This window comes from Thioalkalivibrio sp. ALE21, from assembly GCF_003208255.1.
GTDB classification, from domain to species: domain Bacteria; phylum Pseudomonadota; class Gammaproteobacteria; order Ectothiorhodospirales; family Ectothiorhodospiraceae; genus Thioalkalivibrio; species Thioalkalivibrio halophilus.
Genome location: NZ_QKMA01000010.1, coordinates 1 through 20,935 on the forward strand (window position 1 = coordinate 1; position 20,935 = coordinate 20,935).

Sequence of the window (20,935 nt, forward strand, 5' to 3'; positions counted from 1 at the left end):
ACATCGGCCGGAGGGCCGGCCTCCTACCCAACGGGCACCCATCGACACCCCCCGTAGGAGGCCAGCCCCCTGGCCGATTAGGCCCGTCCGGTGCCTCGACGGCCGGGGCCGGCCTACCGCTGCCATCGGCCGGAGGGCCGGCCTCCTACGGGCGGGTTTCGCCGTCGACGTCCCTGATCTCTTCATCCATGGACTCCAGCCGCCGTGTGGTGGCCAGTGGGGAGGTCGTGCCGCGGGCGATCAGGTAGTAGGTGGCCGGAATGACGAACAGGGTGAACACGGTGGCGAACAGCACGCCGGAGAACACCGCCACCCCGATCACGAAGCGGGTCTCCTCGCCCGGGCCGGAGGCCAGGATCAGCGGGATGGAGCCGGCCACGGTGGTCAGGGCGGTCATCAGCACCGGGCGCAGGCGCAGGCGACCGGCCTCGATTACCGCGTCACGGAACTCGCGCCCGCGATCGCGCAGCTGGTTGGCGAATTCGACGATCAGGATGCCGTTCTTCGCCGCCAGTCCGATCAGCATCACGATGCCGATCTGGCTGTAGATATTCAGCGTCTGTCCGGTCAGGCTCAGACCCAGCAAGGCCCCCACCACGGCCAGGGGCACGGTCAGCATGATCACGAACGGGTGCACGAAACTCTCGAACTGCGCGGCGAGCACCAGGAACACCACCAGCAGCGCCAGCGCGAACACGAACAGGATCGCCTCCGAGCCCTCGCGCAGATCCAGCGACTGGCCCTTGTAGTCGATGCGGGCCTCCTCCGGCAGCACCCGTTCGGCCGCCGCATCCAGGACCTCCAGCGCCTCGCCCAGCGTCAGCTCGCCGCCCACGCCGCCCTGCAGGGTCACTGCCCGGCCGCGGTTGTAGCGCGACAGCGACGCCGGCCCGGCACGCTCCTCGTAGCGCACCACGCTGGACAGCGGCACCAGCTCGCCGGACTCGGCGCGCAGATGGATGTTGTCGATGGCCTCGGTGGTGCGCCGCTGATCGGTCAGCCCCTCCAGAATCACGTCGTATTCCTCACCGCGGTCCTGCCAGCGGGTCACCGCCCGGCCACCCAGCAGGATGTCCAGAGTGCGGCCGATGTCGCGCATGGAGATGCCCAGGTCCCCGGCGCGGTCGCGGTCCACGCTCAAGCTCAGCTGCGGCTGGGTCGGCTCGTAGTCCAGGCGCAGGTTGCGCAGGCCGTCCACGTCGCGCACCTCGTCCAGCACCGCGTTGCCCCATTCTTCCAGGGTCTCGAAGTCGGGCCCGGAGATCACGAACTGCACCGGTGGCCCGGGCGCGCCAGTGCTGAGTCCCTGGCGCATCACCGCGCGCGCCTGCACGCCCGGCATCTCGCCGATGCTGTCCTCGATCCAGTTCATCACCTCGCGCCCGGAAGGTTCGCGGTCCTCCCAGTGCTCGAGGATCGCGATGACGAAGCCGTCGTTGACCGTCTCCACCCCGCCGAACCCGCGCGGGGTACGCACCAGCGCGCGCCGGATCGGCCCGCCTTCCTCGCTCATCAGCGGCTGCAGACGCTCTTCCACCTCGGCCATTTGCCGGCTCATGTAGTCGAAGCTCGCTCCCTCGGGCCCGTCCACCATCACGAAGAACGCGCCGCGATCTTCCTCCGGCGCGAATTCTTCGGGGAGGCTGTCGAACAGGTACCAGGCCCCGACCAGCACCCCGCCCAGCAGCGGGACCACCAGCCAGGACACGCGCAGCCCGCCGGAGAGCAGCTTCCCGTAGCCGGCCTCGATAGCGCCAAATACCCGGCCCACCATGCGCGCCGCGCCGGTCTCGTCGTCGCCCTTGTGCATCAGGCGCCCGGAGAGCACCGGCGCCAGGGTCAGCGCCACGATGCTGGAAAACACCACGGCGATCGCCATCGCGATCGCGAACTCGGAGAACAGCCGCCCGACCATGCCGTCGAGGAAGGCCAGCGGCACGAACACCGCCACCAGCACCGAGGTGGTGGCGACGATCGCGAAACCGACCTGACGTGCCCCGCGCCAGGCGGCCAGCAGCCCCGGCTCCCCGCGCTCGATACGCCGATGGATGTTCTCCAGCATCACGATGGCGTCGTCCACCACCAGCCCCACCGCCAGCACCAGGGCCAGCAGGGTCAGCAGGTTCACCGAGAAGCCGAACAGGTTGATGCCGATGAAGGCCGCGGTCAGGGCCACCGGGACGGTCACCGCCGGGATCAGCGTGGCGCGCCAGCTGCCCAGGAACAGGTAGATCACCGCGACCACCGCCAGCGTCGCCACCCCCAGGGTCACGTAGACCTCCTGCAACGCCCCTTCGATGAACACCGATTCATCGTAGGTCGGAACCAGCGAGGTCCCTTCCGGCAGGCTGCCTTCCAGATCGGCCGCCAGTGCCTTCACCGCACCGGCGACCTCCAGCACGTTGGCATTGGACTGGCGGATGATCCCCAGCCCGATCATGTCCTCGCCATTGCCGCGGAACTCGGTGCGCTCGGTATCCGCACCGATGTTGACCGAGGCCACGTCGCCCAGGCGTACCAGCTGACCGTCCTCGCCGCGGCGCAGGACCAGGTTCTCGAAGTCTCCGGGCGTGCGGTAGCTGCGGTCGATGCGCACACGGAACTCGCGCTCGTCGGAATCCAGCCGTCCGGCCGGCAGCTCGACGTTCTCCCGCTCCAGCGCATCCTGGATCTCCAGCACGGTCAGGTCCCGCGCTGCCAGCGCCTCGCGGTCGATCCAGATGCGCATCGCGTAGCTGCGCGCCCCGCCCAGCCGCACCAGAGCCACGCCGTCCACCACCGACAGTCGATCGACCAGATTGCGGTCGGCGTAGTCCGCCAGCTCCAGCGCGCTCATGCGGTCGCTGGAGAGGTTGAGCCAGAGGATGGGCGAGGAGTCGGAGTCGGCCTTGGTGATGCGTGGCGGCTCGACCTCGTCCGGCAGATTGCGCTGCGCCCGGCTGACCGCCTCGCGCACGTCGTTGGCGGCGGCGTCGATATCGCGGTCCAGACCGAACTCGACCGTGATGCGCGAGCGCCCGTCGTCGCTGGAGGACTGCATGTAGCGGATGCCCTCCACCCCGGCGATACGGTCCTCCAGGCGCTGGGTCACCTCGCGTTCGATGATCTCCGCGCTGCCGCCGGGATAGTTGGTATCCACCGTGACCACCGGCGGGTCGACGTCGGGGTATTCGCGCAGCGGCAGCTGATCCCAGGCGATCAGGCCGAAGGTCACCAGCAACAGGTTGAAGACGATCGCCAGTACCGGCCGGCGATTGGCGACATCCGAGAGGATCATCCGTCGTCTCCGGACTCCAGCACGCGCACGGTCGTGCCGTCACGCACCCGCGAGACGCCCTCGGAGACCACGGTGTCGCCGGGTTCGACGCCGTCCAGCACCTCCACCCAGCCGGGGGACCGCCGACCGACGCGGATCCGGTCGCGGCTGACCGTGTCGTCCTCCTGCAGGCGGAAGACGAAGTGCTGGTCGGCGGTCTGCACCACAGCGCCCTCGGGCACCGCCGGCGCCTGTTGCGGATCCAGCGCCAGGCGCACCGTGGCGAGCATGCCCGGGCGCAGGCGTTCGTCCGGGTTGTCGGCCACCGCGCGCACGTTCAGGGTGCGCGTGCCCGCGTCGATGCGATTGCTCACCGCGGTCACGTCGGCCGCGAAGTCGCCGGCCGCACTGTGCCCGGTGATCGGCATGCCCAGCTCGATGGAAGCGGCAAAGCGCTCCGGCACCGGGAAATCGAGGCGCACGGTGCGGATGTCGTCCAGCTCCACGAGGGCCGTGTCCGGCGAGACCATGGCCCCGGGGCTCACCTCGCGCAGGCCCAGGGTGCCGGTGAAGGGCGCCCGGATGGTGCGGTCCTCCACCTGCGCGGTGGCCGCGGCCAGGGCGGCCCGGGCCTCGGCCAGGCGCGAGGCCTGCTGGTCGACCTCCTGGCGGGTCACGATGCCGTCCTGTACCCGGTCACGCACCCGCGCCAGCTCGCGGCGAGCGTCTTCCACCCGCACCCGGGCCTCGTCACGGCGCGCGCGTTCCTCGTCCGCGCGCAGTCGCACCAGGACATCACCCGCGTCGACGCGCTCGCCGTCCTCGAACTCCAGTGATTCCACCCGGGCGGTCACCGGCGCACGCAGCGTGACCGACTCCCGCGCGGCGACCGTGCCCAGCGCCTCGATCACGGTCTCGAACTCGCGCGGCGCCACCTCGCTGACGCGCACCGGCGTGCGTTCGTCACGCTCGCCGGAGGCCGGCAGGGTCGCGCGCGCGGCCCCGGCATCGTCCTGCTGCTGCAGCCACCACGCCCCGCCCGCCGCCAGGGCGAGGGCGAGGATGCCGCCGATGATCCCGCTTGCCTTCACCAATGGACTCCTTTCATCACGCCACCCGCCGGACGGGGCCGCCCGGCGGGCGGGTGCTTGTACATGACAAACCGACCCGGTTCATTCGCCCGGGTTCCGCAAGGCCAGCGGCAGGGCGCCCAGCGGCCGCCCGTGCACGGCGTCGAGATCGATGACCGGCCCCTTCGGCACGATGCCCGACGGATTCAGCATCGGGTGCGAACCGTAATAGTGCGCCTTGATGTGGTCCATGCGCACGGTCTCGGCCACGCCCGGGCGCTGGTAGAGCATGCGCAGATAGGCGGACAGGTTCGGGAAATCCGTCAGCCGCTGGCGGTTGCACTTGAAGTGGCTGTAGTACACCGGATCGAAACGCAGCAGCGTGGTGAACAGTCGCCAGTCCGCCTCGGTCAGGCGTTCGCCGGCCAGGAACGGCTGGCGCGCGAGGCGCTGCTCCAGCCAGTCGAGGGTCTCGAACAAGCGGTCGAAGGCGGCATCATAGGCCTTCTGCGTGGTCGCGAAGCCGCAGCGATAGACCCCGTTGTTCACGTTCTCGTACACCCGCTCGTTGACCGCATGGATCTCCTCGCGCAGATCTTCCGGGTAAAAATCCAGGGTGTTGCCGGTGATGTGATCGAAGGCGCTGTTGAACATGCGCACCAGATCCAGCGACTCGTTGTTGGCAATGCGGTCGCGTTCGGTATCGAACAGCACCGGCACGGTGACGATGCCGGTGTAGTGCGGATCGGTGCGGGTGTAGAGCTCGTGCATGTAACGCGAGCCGTGCACCCGGTCCCCGGTGCAGCCGTCGCAGTCATCGAATGACCAGCCGGCATCGCCCATGTAGTGGTGCACCACCGACAGCCCGATGTGCGGCTCCAGGCCCTTCAGCCTGCGCAGGATCAGCGCACGGTGCGCCCACGGACAGGCATACGACACGTACAGGTGATAGCGCCCGGAAGCCGCGGTGAAACCGCCCTCGCCCAGCGGGCCGGGGCTGCCGTCGGCGGTCACGTAGTTGCGGTACTGCTGATCCTGGCGTACGAAATCGCCGTTCTCGTCGGATTCCTCCTCCAGCCAGCCTTCGCGCAGCTCACCGTTGATCAGCAGACTCATGGCCATTCCTCCGGATGGTTCACCCGGATGATGATCCCATCGAGGCAATCGAATGAAAATCGCGGATTTTCGCGAAAACCCGACGACAAAAGCGAACGGTAGCGGCCCTCCTCGCCGGAATCACTCGGCGCTCCGGCCGGCGGCCTCCAGCAGGGCGCCGGAGAAGTCCGGCAGGCCGAGATCGGGCATCCATCCCAGCGCCTCCAGCAGGCTCCACAGACCGATCAGCAGGAACAGCGCCGCGGCGAACCAGCGCAGCGTGTGCACGGGCATGCGCTCGGCAAAGCGCCGCCCCAGCAGCAGCCCGGGCACGGTGATCAGCAGGATCCCCAGGGTCGCGCCCAGCACCACCGGCACCAGGCTGCCGGAGGCCACGGCCGACACCAGCTGGTTGGCGAACAGCCCGGCGGTCATGCCCCAGAACACCGGCCACAGGCGGTGACAGCGCAGCCCGAACAAGGCGGCCAGGAACATCGACCGGTCGCCGATCTCGGCCACGGCCATGGTCAACACGGAAAGAAGGAACAGCTCCATGACGGGCGATCCGGGCCGGGCGGGCGATGACCGGTGGCATCGACCTCCGCCGCCCGGCCATGAGCACGCCCGCCGCCGTTACGGCGGCCCGGAGATCCATGCCACAGGTCTCGTCGGGCCGGATGCGGCTGCCTGCGCCACGGCCCCTGCGGGCCAATGATGTTGACGCAGGCCCCCGTCGCCGAAGGACGGGGTGACTACTCCCCTGAGCTTCCTGACTTTAGGACAGCCGGGTGATGGCTGTCCATCAACGGCGTTAGCCGGTCCCTGGACGCCCCATGGTGCCGGAACGCGGGGGTCCTCAGCGGTAGAGTCGCACTGCCTGGCGCCGGCCCTCGACGCCCCGGTTGGCGCAGAAGGACTGGGTCTCGCCATCGGCGTAGCGCACTTCCATGTTGAAACCGGCTGCCGGCGGGTGGTTGAGTGCCACGTCGCGGCGCTCGCCGGGCCGGATGCGCCCTTCGCGCAACTCGCTCAGGCTCTGGTCGTGACTGAAGCTGAAATGGATGGCTTCGATCATCTCGTCGGTGTCGTTGTGCACCGTGACCAGCAGCATCCCTTCCGGTACCTCGGGGTCCGAGAGCCAGTGGACGCCCAGACCGCCAATGACCAGTCCGGCCAGGAACAGCAGGGTGGCCGGCGCGCGCAGGAAGTCGATGACGCGGTCGCTCAGGTCGCGCGGGTCGGTTTCGGGGGGTGGCTTGCTCATGCGGGTCTCCATGCTAACATCAGCCGTTTCTAATATACCGGCCGGGCGGCACGAAGAGAACCGCCACCGGTCGTCCGGTGACCGGCGAGGAACAATCCGGTATTTTCCGCGTCTTCATCCACCAAGTTCGATCCAGCAAGGCGGTCCGCACGTGGGAAGCGACGAACGCAATCTGCAGGCCCTGGTGGGGCGACTGGCGGAAATACTGCCCGCCGGCAGCCTGCACGGCCGCATCGGCCTGGAAAAGGAAACCCTGCGCGTGAGTCCGGAGGGCGGCCCGGCGCAGACGCCGCATCCGCCGGCGCTGGGGTCGGCTCTGACCCATCCCTACATCACCACGGACTATTCCGAGGCGCTGCTGGAGTTCGTGACCCCGCCGTTCGAGGATGTCCGCGAGACCCTCGGCTTCCTCCACGACCTGCAGGCGTTCGCGGCCGCCAGCGTGGGCGACGAGATCCTGTGGTCCACCTCCATGCCCTGCGTGACCGCCGACGACTCGGCGATCCCGGTGGCCGACTACGGACCCTCCAATGCCGGGCGCATGAAGACGGTTTATCGCTTGGGGCTGGGCCATCGCTACGGGCGCAAGATGCAGGTGATCGCCGGGGTGCATTTCAACTACTCCCCGCGCGAGGAGTTCTGGCCGGCGCTGGCCGAGGTGCTGGGCGAGACCGACACCCGCGAGTTCCGCGACGCGCGCATGATGGGCATGATCCGCAACCTGCTGCGCTTTGGCTGGATGGTGCCGTATCTGTTCGGTGCCTCGCCGGCCGTGTGCAATTCGTTTCTCGAAGGCCATGGCACCACGCTGGAGGACTTCGACGACGACACCAGCTACCTGCCGCATGCCACCAGCCTGCGCATGGGCGACATCGGCTACACCAACCGCAAGGAGGCGGACACCGGCATCAAGGCGGACTACAACACGCTGGCCGGGTACGTCGATTCGCTGCGCTGCGCGATCAACACCCCCAGCCCCGAATGGGAGGCGCTGGGGGTCAAGGTCGACGGCGAATACCGCCAGCTGAACGCCAACATCCTGCAGATCGAGAACGAATACTACTCCACCGTGCGGCCCAAACAGCCGCTGGAGCGCTTCGAAAAGCCCACCGACGCGCTGGAGGCGCGCGGGATCGAGTACGTGGAACTGCGCTCGGTGGACATCAACGCGCAGCACCCGCTCGGCGTGGACGAGACCCAGCTGCGCTTTCTCGAGACCTTTGCGCTGGCCTGCCTGCTGCAGCCCAGCCCCGCGTTCGGCCCGGGCGAGCTGGACGCGATCGACGCCAATCTGCTGCAGGTGGCGCACTATGGCCGGCGCCCCGGACTGGAACTCCAGCGTCCGCAGGGCGATACCGCGCTGGCGGACTGGGCGCGCGAACTGCTGGCGCTGATGCGCCCGGTGGCCGCCGTGCTCGACCAGGACCGCCCGGGCGACCCCTACCGCCGCGCTCTCAGCGAGCAGTGGGGCAAGGTCGAGCAGGCCGACCTGACCCCGTCGGCGCGCATGCTGGAAGACATGATGGCGCGCGAGGAGGGGTTCCACGTGCACGCCCGGCGCCTGTCGGCCCAGCACCGCGAGGCGTTCCGCTCCAACGGGCCGCTGCCGCGCGCCGACATGCTGGAGGCCCTGGCGCGCCAGAGCCTGGCCGAACAGGCCGAGATCGAGGCCGCCGACACCCTGGACTTCGATACCTTCCTGCAGCGCTATTTCGACGGCACCCTGCGCCACGCCTGACCGACGGTTAGAATGGCCCGGCGCGGCCAGGCGTGCCTGAGCCGAACCACACCCCTCGCGACCGGGAGCCTGTCGATGGCCGAATCCGACGACCGCCGCCTGTCCACCCGCTGCGTCCACGCCGGCGAGATCGGCGATGCCCATGGCAGCGCACTGACGCCGATTTATCCCACCACCACCTTCAAGTACCGCTCGACCGCGGCAATCCTGGACGTGGTGGAGGGCCGCACCAGCGGGAGCCTGTACACCCGCTACGGCATGAATCCGACTATCCGCAGCGTGGAGTCCAAGCTCGCCAGTCTCGAGGGGGCCGAGGCCGCGCTGGTATTCAGCTCGGGCATGGCGGCGGAGACCGCGCTGTTCCTGGCCCTGGGCCGCGAGGGGGTCGTCTGCATCGGCGATGCCTACGGCGGGACCATGGAACTGCTCTCGGAGCAGCTGCCGCAACTCGGCATCCGCACGCAGTTCCTGCTGGGCGACGAGCTCGACCATCTGGACGCCTGCCTGGAACAGGGTGCCGGACTGGTGTTCCTGGAGACCCCGACCAATCCGGCGCTGGAGGTGTTCCCGATCGGCAAGATCGCCGAGCGGGCGCACGCCCATGGCGCGCTGCTCGCGGTCGACAACACCTTTGCCTCACCGGTGAACCAGAACCCGCTGGCACTGGGGGCCGACCTGGTCAGCCACAGCGCCACCAAGTACCTTGGCGGGCATTCCGACCTGACCGCCGGGGCCCTGATGGGCTCGACGGAGAACATCGGGACCGTGGCTGGCTGGCGCAAGAACCTGGGCTCCACGCCCTCCCCGGAGACCTGCGCGCAGCTGGCCCGCAGCCTGCACACGCTGGTGGTGCGGGTCCGCCACCAGAACGCCTCGGCACGGGCCATCGCCGAGGCGATGCAGGGCCATCCGAAGGTCGCGCGCGTGCGCTACCCGGGCCTGCCGGAGGATCCCGGCCATGCACTCGCGTGCGAGCAGATGCACGGCTTCGGCGGCATGCTCACCCTCGAACTGGATGCCGACACTGACGGTACCAGCGCGGTGGTCGACCGCCTGCGCCTGTTCGCCATCGCGCCCAGTCTGGGCGGCACCGAGAGCCTGGTGACCCAGCCGGTCACCACCACCCATCACGGCGTGTCGCCGGAGGAACGCGAACGCCGCGGGATCACCGGCTCGATGGTGCGCCTGTCGGTCGGCCTGGAAGACCCGCAGGACCTGATCGACGACCTCTGCCAGGCCCTGGGGTAACACCGGGACCGGGCAGACACCCGCGTTTTCCCGTGCACTTCCCGGGGTGCGCTTTGCAGCGCGCCCGGGTTCTGGCAGTTTGGTCATTCATCCTTTCGGATCCGCATCCATCGTGAACCTGCCCCTGCCCCGACGCCTGGGAGACTGGCTGCGCAGCCTGGGCCGCCCGCCCCGGGCGGGCGACGGGCGGCGCGTGACCCTGGCAGACACCGAATGGACCGACCTGCGTCGGCGGGTCCCGTTCATCCGCACCCTGAACACCGCGGAGGCCGAACACCTGCGCGAACGCATCGAGGGCCTGCTGGGCAGCAAGGAGTTCGTCGGGATCGACCACGAACCGGAACCCTGGCAATGCCACGTGATCGCCGCCTACGCCGCCCTGCCGGTGCTGGAACTGGGTCTCGAGCCCTATCGTGACTGGCACACCGTGCTCATCTACCCCGACACCTTCGTGCCCGATCACGAATGGGTGGACGAGGACGGCATCGTGCACCGGGGCGCAATGCCCCAGGCCGGCGAGGCCTGGGAGCGGGGACCGGTGATCCTGTCGTGGAATGACGTCCTCGAGCACGGCGCGGTGGTGGTGCACGAGGTGACGCATATCCTGGACGGCGGCAACGGCGACGTGAACGGCTTCCCGCCGCTGCCGCGCGACCGCGACCCGGCCGCCTGGACCGCCGCCTTCAGCGAGGCCTGGGAATGGTTCAACGCCCGGGTCGACGCCCCGGGCGTCTCCGAGGAGGATCTGCCGCTGGATCCCTATGCCGCCACCGCGCCCGAGGAATTCCTCGCGGTGGCCGCCGAGGCCTTCTTCTTCGAGCCCGACCGCCTGCGGCGGGACCTGCCCGCAGTCTACGAGGAAATGGCGGGTTATTTCCGCCAGCAGCCCCATCGCCGCGCGGCGGCGGTCGCGACATCCATCCCCGAACCGAGACCGACATAATGCCCCGATCCATGAAACACCCCGTCCCCCGCACCGGGCTCCCGGCCCTGATCCTGCTTGTATTGCTGGCGCTCGCCGCCGTCCCGGCCTCAGCGGAAGACGGCGATTCGCGCTACGTAACCCTGGACAGCCTGGTGGTCAACCTCGAGGACCCCGGCGCGGCCCGTTACCTGCAGACGAACATCCAGCTGGAGACCGCCTCGCAGGAAGACGCGGACCAGGTGCGCCACCACATGCCCGCGGTCCGCGACCGGCTGATCCACGTCATGGGCGGGCGCGACCCTGCTGAGGTACGCCGCAGTGACGGCCGCGAGGCGCTGCGCGACGAAGCGGTGGAGGAGCTGCGCGAGATCATGGAAGAGCTTACCGGCGCCCCGCTGATCGACGCCCTGTACTTCTCCAACTTCATCATCCAGTAGGAGGCCAGCCTCTGGCCGATCACGGCGCCAGCTCCCATCGGCCGGAGGGCCGGCCTCCTACGGCCATGATCCGGCCCACCGCGCAGGAGGCCAGCCCCCTGGCCGATCACGGCGCCGGACCCCCATCGGCCGGAGGGCCGGCCTCCTACCGAACGGGCACCCATCCACACCCCCCCGCAGGAGGCCAGCCCCCTGGCCGATCAGGCCCAACCGCTGCACCAACGGCCGGGGACCGGCCCACCGCCGCCATCGGCCGGAGGGCCGGCCTCCTGCGGCCATGACCCACCCCACCATGCAGGAGGCCAGCCCCTAGCCGATCCGGCACCGGACAACCCCGGCGTTGTTCAATGCGGGCGATGCAGAAACGGCATGTCGCCGCGATCGGTCATGTGCCGGATCAGCGACACGCGACCCGGCTCTTCCCTTTCCAGCTCGTCCGCGCATTCCGAGGGCTGGTGCGTGACCTCGGACAGCAGGACCTCGAGTTCGCGCAGATCCACCTTCGGCCGCTGCAGGTCCTCGGGCTTCGGGTTCTCGACCTGATTCGTCTCCCAGAACATCCGCGGATGCCACATGTGGTTCTGCGCGTCCGGGTGATGGAAGAGTTCGACACAACGACGATTCAGCTCCTGTGCGTTCATCGCATGACTCCTCGTTTCGTTGCACTCACCCGTTTATATAGACCCGAAAATTTCCGAGTTCAAGGGTCGGCCTTTCACTTCCCCGCCGGGGAGCCTCCGGCATCGGGGCGTGCCGCTTCCAGGGCCTCCATGGCCTCCATCCATTCCCCTTCGTGGTCCTCCAGCCGGCGACGCAGCTCGCCCTGCTCGCGCGTCAGCGCCGCCAGGCGGTCTGCGGCCTCGGCATCACCGGTGTACAGCTCGCCGTCAGCCAGTTCGGCCTCGATCGCGTCCAGCCGCTCCTGCAGGCGCGCGCACTCCGCCTCGGCGCGGTCGGCCCGCTGCTGCAGGGGCTTGAGGGCCTCGCGGGCCCGCGCCGCCTCGCGCCGGCGGTCCTTCTGCGACAACGCCGGGCCACCCCCGGCTTCATCTCCGGAAGCCACCGCCGCACCACCCGGCCCGGCCGGTTCCGGTCCCGCTTCATCCCGGCTCCGACGCTCCTGGAGTTCACGGGCATAGTCATCGAGATCGCCGTCGAATTCGCTCAGATGACCGTCCTCCACCCGCCAGAAGCGGTCGCAGACCCGCGCCAGGAGCTCGCGGTCGTGGGCCACCACCACCAGTCCCCCGGCGTAGGCCTCCAGCGCCTCGCCCAGCGCCTCGCGCATGTCCAGATCCAGGTGGTTGGTGGGTTCGTCGAGCAGCAGCAGCGATGGCGCCTGCCACATCAGCTGTGCCAGCACCAGGCGCACGCGCTCGCCCCCGGAGCACTCGCCCACCGGACGGTCGGCCCGCTCGCCGCCAAACCCCAGCCCACCGAGGAAATTGCGCAGGTCCTGTTCCGCAGCGCGCGAATCCTGCCGCTGCAGATGCGCCAGCGGCGAGGCGGCCAGGTCCAGCTGCTCGCGCTGATGCTGGGCGAAATAACCGATGCGCAGGTCCGGGGCCGGCTGCCGTTCGCCGGTATCCGGCTCCAGCTCGCCGGCCAGCAGGGCCAGCAGCGTCGATTTTCCGGCACCGTTGGGACCAAGGATCCCGACCCGGTCCTCCGGGCGCAGCCGCAGGCTGGCCGGATGCAGACGCCGCGACTCGCCATGGCCCACGGTCGCGTGGTCCAGGGCCAGCAGGGGGTCGGGCAGCCGCTGGGGCGACGGGATGTGCAGGTGCACCGGGCGCGCCGCGCGGATCACCGCGACGTCCTCCAGCGCCTCCAGCCGCTTGAGCCGGCTCTGGGCCTGGCGCGCCTTGCTGGCCTTGGCACGGAAACGCCGCACGAACTGCTCCAGATGGGCGCGTTCCGCGGCCACCTTCGCCGCGGCCGCCTCGCTCTGCGCCATGGCCTCGGCGCGCCGGGCCTCGGCTTGAGTGTAGCCGCCGCTGTACAGGGTCAGGGCGCCGCGTTCGATATGGGCGATATGCGTGACCACGGCGTCGAGGAAACGCCGGTCGTGGGCGATCACGATCACGGTGCCGGGATAGCGGGCCAGCCAGCCTTCCAGCCAGACGATGGTCTCCACGTCCAGGTGGTTGGTGGGTTCGTCCAGCAGCAGCAGGTCGGAGCGAGTCATCAGGGTGCGCGCCAGCCCCAGGCGCATGCGCCAGCCGCCGGAGAAATCCGACATCGGCCGGTCGCCGTCCGCGTCGGAAAACCCGAGCCCGGCCAGCAGGCGCCGGGCTCGGGCCTCGGCGGTCCAGCCGTCGATCGCATCCAGGCGCGCGTACAGCCGCGCCTGCTCCGCCCCGTCGTGTTCTTCCTCGAGGCGCCGCTGCAGCCCGCGCAGTTCGGCGTCCCCGTCCAGCACGTACTCCACCGCCGGGCGCGCGCTGCCCGGAACCTCCTGCGGCAGATGCGCGACCACCCAGTCGTCCGGCTGCTCGATGGACCCGGCATCCAGTGACAGCTCCCCCTGCAGCGCGGCCAGCAGACTGGACTTGCCGGAACCGTTCGCGCCGGTCAGTCCGACCCGCCAGCCGGGGTGCACGGTGAGTTCCGCCCCCTGCAGCAGGATCTGGCGTCCGCGTCGCAGTTCGACGTTGTGCATGCGGATCATGGCGGCGCTTCTCCCACAGTGGCCTGTACGGTGCGGCAGCATAGGGAAACGCCGTTCGATGTGCACGTGGCGTGCCGCCACCCTGAATGGCGTCGAAATCCTGCCGCTTTTTGCCGGTCGACCCGGCGGATTTTTTCCGGCCCGCCCGAAAAAAGTGCCGGCAACCCGACACCCCGCCCGCCTCGACTGGCAAAAAGCCACTCGGAAACAGCATTTTGTGAACCTGGCACGGTTCTCGCTTCTGCTTCGGACAGGAATCATCGATCACCGTGAGGCAGCCATGAACAGCGACAACAACGCCACCAATCTGCGCCTGGTCTCCAGCAACGGCGGGGGACCGCAGCGCAACGCGCCGCTGGACGCCCTGGGATTCGTCCAGACGGTAACCGCCACGCTGGAGCTGGGCGCGGTGATCGACCGTATCAATGAGCATCTGGTCGGCCACCTGGAGCACAGCGGCTGGATCTATTCCACCGACGACGGCGAGATCCGTGAAGGCGGAGAAGCGGACCGCCATCGGATCGAATACGCCCTCAGCTACAACGGCACCGATCTCGGCTCCCTGGTGCTGATGCGCGGCCGGCGCTTCGACGACCAGGAACAGGCCCTGGTGGAATCCATCCTCGGCCTGGCGGCCCCGGCCCTGCACAACGCCTGGCGCTTTCGCCGCCTGCGGGCCAACCTGGAACGCGACGAGCTGACCGGCCTGGGCAATCGGCGGGCCTTCGAGATCCAGGGCGAGCAGTGGCTGGCCGACTGTCTGCGCCAGGAGCGCCCGATGTCGCTGCTGGCGGTGGATCTGGACCACTTCAAGCAGCTCAACGATCGCTTCGGCCATACCGTGGGCGACGAGATCCTGCGCGAGGTGGCCCGTACCCTGCGCGAATCCACCCGTCAGTCAGACCTGTCCGTGCGCATGGGTGGCGAGGAGTTCCTCGTGGTCCTGCCCGGGGCGGACCTGCGCGCCGGCATGGACTGCGCCGAACGGATCCGGCAGGCGATCGGTGGCGTGCGGGTCTGCGCGCGTGGCGAGGAGGACGCCGCCGTCGAAAGCGACGGGGTGGCCGCCGTCACCGCCTCCATCGGCGTGGCCGCGCTGGGCCGCCACACGACCCTGCAAAGCCTCTATCAGACGGCTGACGAGGCCCTTTACGCGGCCAAGACCTCGGGACGCGACCGGGTGCTGGCCCGACACTGACGGACCGGCAGCGGGTCAGCCGTCGCCGTCTCCCGGCCGGATGAAGTCCACGCAGGTCAGCGGGGTCTGCAGGATCGCCTGACGCAGGGCCTCCACCGCCTCCGGCCGCGGGAACCGGCTGCGCCAGGCCAGCGCCACGCGGCGCGACGGCACGGGCTCTTCGAAACGCCGGACCGCCAGCAGCCGCTGGGCGTAGCGGTCGGCCCCGGCGGCGGTGCACGGCAGGATGGTCACGCCCATCCCGGAGGCGACCATGTGGCGGATGGTCTCCAGCGAGGAACCCTCCAGGTTGCTCGGGGTGCTGCCGTCCGCGGTGACGGTTTTTTGACACTCCGGGCAGCGTTCCAGCACCTGATCGCGGAAACAGTGCCCCGCACCCAGCAGCAGCAGGGTCTCCTGCGCCATCTCCTGCAGTTCGACCGTATCCCGCTCCGCCAGCGGATGACTCCCCGGCAGAACGCCGACGAACGGCTCGTCATACAGCGGCAGGGTCACGATCCCCGGTTCCTCGAACGGCAGCGACACGATGATGACGTCCAGATCGCCCTGCTTGAGGCGTTCACGCAGCCGGCTGGTGTAGTTTTCCTCGATCACCAGCGGCATCTGCGGCGCGCGTTCGTGCAGCACCGGGATCAGCTCCGGCAGCAGGTACGGCGCGATAGTGTAGATCGCCCCGAGCCGCAGCGGCCCCACCATCGGGTCCTGGCTCTGCGCCGCCACGTTGCGCAGCTGCTCCGCCTCGGAAAGCACCTGCCGTGCCTGGGCGATCACGCGCTCCCCGGCCGGCGTCACGCTGATCTCGCCGTGGCCGCGTTCGAACAGCATAACGCCCAGCTCGTCCTCCAGCTTGCGCACCGCCACCGACAGCGACGGCTGCGACACGTGACAGGCCTCCGCCGCCCGGCCGAAATGCCGCGCATCGGCCACGGCCACCGCGTAGCGCAACTCACTCAGAGTCATGACTGCCGCCTCCGACTTCATCCACCGTTCGCCCGCCTTCGGGCCAGTCCAGGGTGATGCGCTCCAGCGCCGCCCCGCGCAGGATCAGCCAGCCCCGCCGTCGTTCCACGCCGTCGCCGGCAAACTCGAACACGTATTCGCGCCGCAGCACCGGATTGCCCCGATGACGCACCGGCCGCAACCGCCGCCGCACCACGCTGCTGTCGAGGAACTGCACGCCGGCGCGGTCGCAGGCCTGCCGCGCGATGTGCCGCGCGCGCTCGTGCGCCCGCCAGTTGGCGTTCAGGTAGGCCACCAGCGCGGCCAGGGCTAACAGGATCAACACACCGGTCATGGATCGGTATGATACGCATACTGACACCGCAAACGCCCGCCGATCCGCCGGATGTGCCGCCATCCCCGGGTCCCGGCGCCGCACAGACGAGGCCCGGCCCCGTCCAGGAAACCGCATGAACGGCAACAGCATCCCATTCTCCGCCCTTCTGGAAGGCCTGCGGACCATCGGTCGGGAAGAGCTCCTGCCGCGTTTCGCCAGCGGCACACGGGTGGACTACAAGGCGGACGGATCGGTGATCACCCCGGCCGACCATGCCGCGGATGCCGCGGTGCGCCACCTGTTGCGGGACTGCGGCATCGACGAACCGGTCCTCAGCGAGGAACAGGACGAACCGGAACAGCAGCGCGTCCTCGACGAGGCCCCGGCATTCTGGCTGCTGGACCCCCTGGACGGCACCAGCAATTTCGCCACCGGGCTGCCGTTTTTCGCCATCTCCCTGGCACGCATCGAGGGCCAGCGGGTAACCCACGGGGCCACCCTGGACCCGGTGCGCGGCGAACTGTTTTCCGTCACGGAGGACGGCCCGCTGCTGCTGGACGGCAGCGAGCCGGACACCGCCGCCACCGCTCCACCCGAAATCCGGCGCTGCATCGCCCTGGTCGACTACAAGCGCGTTCCCCGCACCCTGGGACGGGCGCTGCTGGACGCGGCCCCGTTCGCTTCGCAGCGCAACCTGGGCGCCTGCGCCCTGGAATGGGCATGGCTGGCGGCCGGGCGTGCGGATCTGTACCTGCACGGTGGCCAGGCGCTGTGGGACAGCACCGCCGGCACCCTGATGCTGGAACGTGCGGGCGGCGCGATGGCGGACCTGTCCGGCGCACCGGTATTCCGCCGCGATCTGGCCCGCCGCCCGGCGATCGCGGCCCGCACCCCGCAGCTGCAGGCCGTCTGGCATGCCTGGATCACCGAACATCTCGACCCGCCGGGATCCGGAGCGTCGGCATGATGCGGCTGTTCCGTCGCGGGGGCCGACCGGAACAGTGGCGCGCCGCGGATTTCACGCCCCGCTATCTGCCGATCGCCTGGAAGATCGTCGCGGTCATCGCCGGGCTCACCCTGACCGGGATCGGCGTGCTGGCATGGGTAATCCTCAGCCAGGTCAGCACGGTGCTGAACAACCAGATCCAGGCCCAGGCGGAACTGACCGTGGCTCCGGTGGCCCGCACCTCGGGTGAACTGATCCTCGCCGAAGACCACCTCACGCTGGAAACCCTCCTCAACTCGCTGGTCGAGGACGGTCGGGTCGAGTACATTGCCGCCTATGCCATCGACCGCGGCCGGGTCGCCGCGGCCGGGTCGCCGCCAGCCGACGACGCCGCCGACGGGGTGTGGCCGCTGACTGCCGGGGCCGAACCCTACCGGCGAGAAGTGAGGTTCCAGGACGTCCAGGTGGGTTACATCGAGGCCCGGATCGACTCGGCACCGATGCAGGAACTGATGCGCAACACCGTCAATGCGGGCGTCATCACCGCCGCGATCGTGTTCCTGCTGAGCTTGATCCTCGCCATCGACATCTCCAAGCGCCTGGTGCGCCCGCTGGAACGCCTGGCGGAATCCATGCGCGAACGCATGCAGCCCGGCCCGGACGACCAGGACGACCCGCGGGTGGTGCTGCGGCGCGACGAGATCACCCAGCTGACCGAGGCGTTCAACACCATGGCCCACGATCTGCTGCGCAAGGACCAGGTCGAGGCCGCGCTGCGACGCTATGTCTCCACCGGCGTGGCCGAGGACATCCTCGACAACCTGGACCGCGTGGAGCTGGGCGGCCGCGCGGTCGAGGGCTCGGTGCTGTTCGCCGACATCACCGGCTACACCGCCCTGTCCCAGCAGTGCACCCCGGAGGCACTCGGACGCATGCTCAACGAGTTCTTCGGCCCCATGACCGAGTGCATCGCGGAGCACGGCGGCACGGTGGACAAGTACATGGGAGACTGCACAATGGCGGTCTTCGGCGCGGCCCGGCCCGACCCCGACCACCGCATCACCGCCCTGCGTACCGGCCTGGCGCTGCTGGACACCATCGCCGGCATCAATGCGGAGCGCGAAGCACGCGGCGAACGGCGGGTGGAATTCCGCATCGGCCTGTATGCCGGCGAGATGCTGGCAGGCAACATGGGGGCCCGGGAACGCATGCAGTTCACGGTGGTGGGCGAGACGGTCAATCTGGCCGCCCGCCTGGTGACCATCGCGCCCCCCGGGGGCCTCGTCACCACTCGCGATTTCATGGAGCATCCTCACATGAGCCAGCACAACACCGGGAAGCTGGTGCAGGAAGACCTCGGCCAGCATGCCCTCCACGGCCTGAGCGAGCCGGTCGACGTGGTGCGGGTGCACCCCTCGCGGACCACGGCATGATTCGACGCCGGATCCGTTACACCCTGCTCGCGGTGCTGCTGGCGCTCGCCACGCTGCACGGCTGCGCCCTGCTGGAACCGCTCCAGGACCCCGACACGCGCGTCGATCGGCTGGTGGCCGAAGGCGAATATCGCGCGGCACTGGAAACCCTCGACGCGCTGCCCGACGAGGAGCGGGCAGCGCGCAAAGACCGTCGCGAGACCATCGAGGCCCGCGCGGCCGAGGCCGCCGAGAACGCCCTGCGCGAGGCCGGGAACCAGGCGGCCGAAGGTGCCGTGGGGCGGGCCCTGGACATCCTTGAGGAGGCCGATGCCCGACTGCCGGCCAGCGAGGAACGCCAGCGCCGCATCGCCGAGCTGGAACGTGACCGCCGAACCGGTCTCAGCGCCCTGGAGCGCCGCCACCGAGTGATGGAGGCGCAGGCCCTGGCCGAACGCCTGCGACTGCTGGACATCATGCAGCCGCTGGCGCGTGACAACGACACCCTGCCCGAAAACATCGACGATCTGCGCCGCCGTGGCGCCCGCCTCGCCGCCGAGCTCGACCGCGATGCCCGCGACGCCGCCCCCGAGACCGCACTGGAGCGTCTGCGACTGGCGCGCGAACTCGAACCCGACCCGGAACGCGACCGGCGCATCGCCGAGCTGGAAGCCGAGCTCCGGCCGGACCCCGAACCAGTGAATCAGGAAGACAGCACGGCGTTGCTGGATGCACTGGAACGCGCGCTGGACGAGGAGGACCTGATCGCGGCCCGGCAGCATTGCCGCAATATCGCCACCGACCGCCTGGGTGACAGCGCTCGCGACCGCCACGATGCCCTGTGCGAGCGCTGGGAAGAACAACGCGACGCACACACGGCCGAGCTGCTGGAACAGGGTAGCGCGCATTACGCCGCCGGCCGCATTCACGACGCCCTGGACACCTGGGAACGCGCCCTGGAACTCGATCCCGAACACGCCGGGCTGCGCAGCGCCCGTGAACGCGGCCGGCGCGTGCTGGAGCGTCTGGACTCCCTGCGCGGCCCGGCGGACGGGCCGGAGACCCCGGGTGAGCCGTTGCGGCCCGCCCCGTGAACCGGCAGGCGGCGAACGAGCCTGATAGGATTCGATCACCCGAAAACAGCCCACCGGCCCGAACATGACTCCGAACGTCGAGGACCTGATCGCCAGCGAACCCCATCGCGTACTGCAGCTGGGGGACACCGAGGTCGTGCTGCTGGGCACCGCCCATGTCTCGCGGGCCAGCGCGGACCGGGTACGCAGCCTGATCGACACCGAAAGCTTCGACGCGGTCGCCATCGAGCTGTGCGAGAGCCGCCAGCGGGCCATGCTGGACCCGGATGCGCTGGGCCGGATGGACCTGTTCAGCGTGATCCGTCAGGGCCAGGCCCCGATGATCGCCGCCAGTCTCGCCCTGGGGGCCTATCAGCAGCGTCTGGCCGAGCAGTACGGGATTGAGCCGGGGGCGGAAATGCGCGCGGCCATGGACGGCGCCCTGGATCAGGGCGTGCCGCTGGCGCTGATCGACCGCGACCTCGGACTGACCCTCCGACGCACCTACCGGGCCGTGCCGTGGTGGCAGCGCATGGGCCTGGTCGGCGGCCTGCTGGGCAGCGTGCTCAGCCGCGAAAAGATCGACGAGAGCGAGATCGAGCGTCTGAAGGAAGGCGACATGCTGGAAAACACCTTCAGCGAGTTCGCCGAACAGTCGGAGGCCCTGTACGGCACGCTGATCCACGAACGCGACCTGTACATGGCCGCGCATCTGCGCCGCATGGCCGCCAGCGGTGAGCACCGGCGCATCCTCGCAGTGGTCGGCGCCGGGCATCTGGCCGGCATCGCCGAACAGGTCGGTCAGCAGCAACGGCCGCCCGACGAGATCCTGGACGAACTCGACCAGGCCCCGCCGAAGGCCCGCTGGCCGAAGGTCATCCCGTGGGTCGTGGTCGGGGTGATCCTCACCGGCTTCGTGATCGGATTCCTGCGCAACCCCGACATCGGCATCCGGATGATCATCGACTGGGTGGTCATCAATGGCGGCCTGGCCGCGGTGGGAGCGGCGATCGCCCTGGCCCATCCGCTGACCCTCCTGACCGCCGCGCTGGCCGCCCCGCTGACCTCCCTGAACCCCACCATCGGTGTCGGTTTTGTCGCCGCCGCCGCGGAGATCTTCCTGCGCAAGCCCCGCGTGTCCGATTTTGCCCGCCTGCGCCAGGACACCACCCACGCCCGCGGGTGGTGGCAAAACCGCGTCTCCCGCGTGCTGCTCGTGTTTCTGCTGACCACCCTGGGCTCCGCCGCCGGCACCTACATCGGCGGTGCGCGGGTATTCAGCCACCTTTTCGGCGGCTGAACAACCGGCTTCTCAGTCAGGCCCGC

At 69.5% G+C, this 20,935-nt stretch carries 18 protein-coding genes and 1 riboswitch; of the genes, 9 read left to right on the forward strand and 9 right to left on the reverse strand.

The genetic code is table 11. The features are described from left to right. Positions 1 to 145 precede the first annotated feature (145 nt). The 5 genes from D893_RS09150 to D893_RS09170 all read right to left on the reverse strand — a co-directional run bounded on the left by D893_RS09150 (position 146) and on the right by D893_RS09170 (position 6,685). Complete coding sequence (locus tag D893_RS09150) at positions 146 to 3,277, reverse strand: efflux RND transporter permease subunit (RefSeq protein WP_018947941.1); 3,132 nt, start codon at positions 3,275 to 3,277, stop codon at positions 146 to 148. Further along, complete coding sequence (locus D893_RS09155; RefSeq protein ID WP_110619626.1) at positions 3,274 to 4,347, reverse strand: efflux RND transporter periplasmic adaptor subunit; 1,074 nt, start codon at positions 4,345 to 4,347, stop codon at positions 3,274 to 3,276. The genes D893_RS09150 and D893_RS09155 overlap by 4 nt, the downstream gene beginning before the upstream one ends. Positions 4,348 to 4,428: 81 nt before the next feature. Then, the gene (locus tag D893_RS09160) at positions 4,429 to 5,442 is read right to left on the reverse strand and encodes a glutathione S-transferase family protein (protein ID WP_110619627.1); all 1,014 of its coding nucleotides are present in this window, start codon (positions 5,440 to 5,442) and stop codon (positions 4,429 to 4,431) included. Positions 5,443 to 5,562: 120 nt separating this feature from the next. Then, on the reverse strand, positions 5,563 to 5,976 hold the full coding sequence (locus D893_RS09165) for a TMEM165/GDT1 family protein (protein WP_110619628.1): 414 nt from the start codon (positions 5,974 to 5,976) through the stop codon (positions 5,563 to 5,565). Positions 5,977 to 6,076: 100 nt separating this feature from the next. Continuing rightward, a riboswitch (yybP-ykoY riboswitch) is annotated at positions 6,077 to 6,194 on the reverse strand. Positions 6,195 to 6,277: 83 nt separating this feature from the next. Next, on the reverse strand, positions 6,278 to 6,685 hold the full coding sequence (locus tag D893_RS09170; protein WP_024329256.1) for a hypothetical protein: 408 nt from the start codon (positions 6,683 to 6,685) through the stop codon (positions 6,278 to 6,280). Positions 6,686 to 6,836: 151 nt separating this feature from the next. Between D893_RS09170 and gshA the strand changes: the two genes are divergently transcribed. The 4 genes from gshA to D893_RS09190 all read left to right on the forward strand — a co-directional run bounded on the left by gshA (position 6,837) and on the right by D893_RS09190 (position 11,033). Further along, complete coding sequence (gshA, locus tag D893_RS09175) at positions 6,837 to 8,423, forward strand: glutamate--cysteine ligase (protein ID WP_018947946.1); 1,587 nt, start codon at positions 6,837 to 6,839, stop codon at positions 8,421 to 8,423. A gap of 75 nt (positions 8,424 to 8,498) precedes the next feature. After that, complete coding sequence (locus D893_RS09180; protein ID WP_018947947.1) at positions 8,499 to 9,671, forward strand: aminotransferase class I/II-fold pyridoxal phosphate-dependent enzyme; 1,173 nt, start codon at positions 8,499 to 8,501, stop codon at positions 9,669 to 9,671. A 136-nt stretch (positions 9,672 to 9,807) separates the two neighbouring features. Continuing rightward, complete coding sequence (locus D893_RS09185; RefSeq protein WP_244263475.1) at positions 9,808 to 10,614, forward strand: M90 family metallopeptidase; 807 nt, start codon at positions 9,808 to 9,810, stop codon at positions 10,612 to 10,614. Positions 10,615 to 10,625: 11 nt separating this feature from the next. Further along, positions 10,626 to 11,033, forward strand: a complete 408-nt coding sequence (locus D893_RS09190; RefSeq protein ID WP_018947949.1) for a flagellar basal body-associated FliL family protein — start codon at positions 10,626 to 10,628, stop codon at positions 11,031 to 11,033. A gap of 344 nt (positions 11,034 to 11,377) precedes the next feature. On the opposite strand, the gene D893_RS09195 is transcribed toward D893_RS09190, so the two are convergent. Next, on the reverse strand, positions 11,378 to 11,674 hold the full coding sequence (locus tag D893_RS09195; RefSeq protein ID WP_024329251.1) for a hypothetical protein: 297 nt from the start codon (positions 11,672 to 11,674) through the stop codon (positions 11,378 to 11,380). 74 nt (positions 11,675 to 11,748) lie between these two features. Continuing rightward, the gene (locus tag D893_RS09200; protein ID WP_110619629.1) at positions 11,749 to 13,704 is read right to left on the reverse strand and encodes an ATP-binding cassette domain-containing protein; all 1,956 of its coding nucleotides are present in this window, start codon (positions 13,702 to 13,704) and stop codon (positions 11,749 to 11,751) included. A gap of 280 nt (positions 13,705 to 13,984) precedes the next feature. On the opposite strand from D893_RS09200, the gene D893_RS09205 reads away from it, so the two are divergent. Next, entirely contained in the window at positions 13,985 to 14,902 is a 918-nt protein-coding gene (locus D893_RS09205) for a GGDEF domain-containing protein (protein ID WP_024329249.1), read from the forward strand. A 15-nt stretch (positions 14,903 to 14,917) separates the two neighbouring features. Here D893_RS09205 and D893_RS09210 read toward each other — a convergent pair whose 3' ends face one another. Next, positions 14,918 to 15,862, reverse strand: a complete 945-nt coding sequence (locus tag D893_RS09210) for a hydrogen peroxide-inducible genes activator (protein ID WP_018947041.1) — start codon at positions 15,860 to 15,862, stop codon at positions 14,918 to 14,920. After that, complete coding sequence (locus tag D893_RS09215; protein WP_018947042.1) at positions 15,849 to 16,196, reverse strand: DUF3301 domain-containing protein; 348 nt, start codon at positions 16,194 to 16,196, stop codon at positions 15,849 to 15,851. The genes D893_RS09210 and D893_RS09215 overlap by 14 nt, the downstream gene beginning before the upstream one ends. 115 nt (positions 16,197 to 16,311) lie before the next feature. Here D893_RS09215 and D893_RS09220 point away from each other — a divergent pair, with 115 nt between their 5' ends. The 4 genes from D893_RS09220 to D893_RS09235 all read left to right on the forward strand — a co-directional run bounded on the left by D893_RS09220 (position 16,312) and on the right by D893_RS09235 (position 20,909). Next, on the forward strand, positions 16,312 to 17,145 hold the full coding sequence (locus tag D893_RS09220; protein ID WP_018947043.1) for an inositol monophosphatase family protein: 834 nt from the start codon (positions 16,312 to 16,314) through the stop codon (positions 17,143 to 17,145). Beyond that, positions 17,142 to 18,557 (forward strand): adenylate/guanylate cyclase domain-containing protein, encoded by a 1,416-nt coding sequence (locus D893_RS09225; protein WP_018947044.1) that lies wholly within the window; start codon positions 17,142 to 17,144, stop codon positions 18,555 to 18,557. Before D893_RS09220 ends, D893_RS09225 begins: the two co-directional genes overlap by 4 nt. Then, on the forward strand, positions 18,554 to 19,630 hold the full coding sequence (locus D893_RS09230; RefSeq protein ID WP_110619630.1) for a tetratricopeptide repeat protein: 1,077 nt from the start codon (positions 18,554 to 18,556) through the stop codon (positions 19,628 to 19,630). Before D893_RS09225 ends, D893_RS09230 begins: the two co-directional genes overlap by 4 nt. A gap of 64 nt (positions 19,631 to 19,694) precedes the next feature. Next, positions 19,695 to 20,909, forward strand: coding sequence for a TraB/GumN family protein (locus D893_RS09235; protein ID WP_110619631.1), 1,215 nt, complete (start codon positions 19,695 to 19,697; stop codon positions 20,907 to 20,909). Positions 20,910 to 20,935 lie beyond the last annotated feature (26 nt).

Coding starts and splice junctions, on each gene's coding strand:
- D893_RS09180 (WP_018947947.1), top strand. CDS start 8,499: ATGGCCGAATCCGACGACCGCCGCCTGTCCACCCGCTGCGTCCACGCC.
- D893_RS09220 (WP_018947043.1), top strand. CDS start 16,312: ATGAACGGCAACAGCATCCCATTCTCCGCCCTTCTGGAAGGCCTGCGG.
- D893_RS09160 (WP_110619627.1), bottom strand. CDS start 5,442: ATGAGTCTGCTGATCAACGGTGAGCTGCGCGAAGGCTGGCTGGAGGAG.
- D893_RS09170 (WP_024329256.1), bottom strand. CDS start 6,685: ATGAGCAAGCCACCCCCCGAAACCGACCCGCGCGACCTGAGCGACCGC.
- D893_RS09210 (WP_018947041.1), bottom strand. CDS start 15,862: ATGACTCTGAGTGAGTTGCGCTACGCGGTGGCCGTGGCCGATGCGCGG.
- D893_RS09205 (WP_024329249.1), top strand. CDS start 13,985: ATGAACAGCGACAACAACGCCACCAATCTGCGCCTGGTCTCCAGCAAC.
- D893_RS09150 (WP_018947941.1), bottom strand. CDS start 3,277: ATGATCCTCTCGGATGTCGCCAATCGCCGGCCGGTACTGGCGATCGTC.
- D893_RS09165 (WP_110619628.1), bottom strand. CDS start 5,976: ATGGAGCTGTTCCTTCTTTCCGTGTTGACCATGGCCGTGGCCGAGATC.
- D893_RS09230 (WP_110619630.1), top strand. CDS start 18,554: ATGATTCGACGCCGGATCCGTTACACCCTGCTCGCGGTGCTGCTGGCG.
- D893_RS09200 (WP_110619629.1), bottom strand. CDS start 13,704: ATGATCCGCATGCACAACGTCGAACTGCGACGCGGACGCCAGATCCTG.
- D893_RS09225 (WP_018947044.1), top strand. CDS start 17,142: ATGATGCGGCTGTTCCGTCGCGGGGGCCGACCGGAACAGTGGCGCGCC.
- D893_RS09215 (WP_018947042.1), bottom strand. CDS start 16,196: ATGACCGGTGTGTTGATCCTGTTAGCCCTGGCCGCGCTGGTGGCCTAC.
- D893_RS09195 (WP_024329251.1), bottom strand. CDS start 11,674: ATGAACGCACAGGAGCTGAATCGTCGTTGTGTCGAACTCTTCCATCAC.
- D893_RS09190 (WP_018947949.1), top strand. CDS start 10,626: ATGAAACACCCCGTCCCCCGCACCGGGCTCCCGGCCCTGATCCTGCTT.
- D893_RS09235 (WP_110619631.1), top strand. CDS start 19,695: ATGACTCCGAACGTCGAGGACCTGATCGCCAGCGAACCCCATCGCGTA.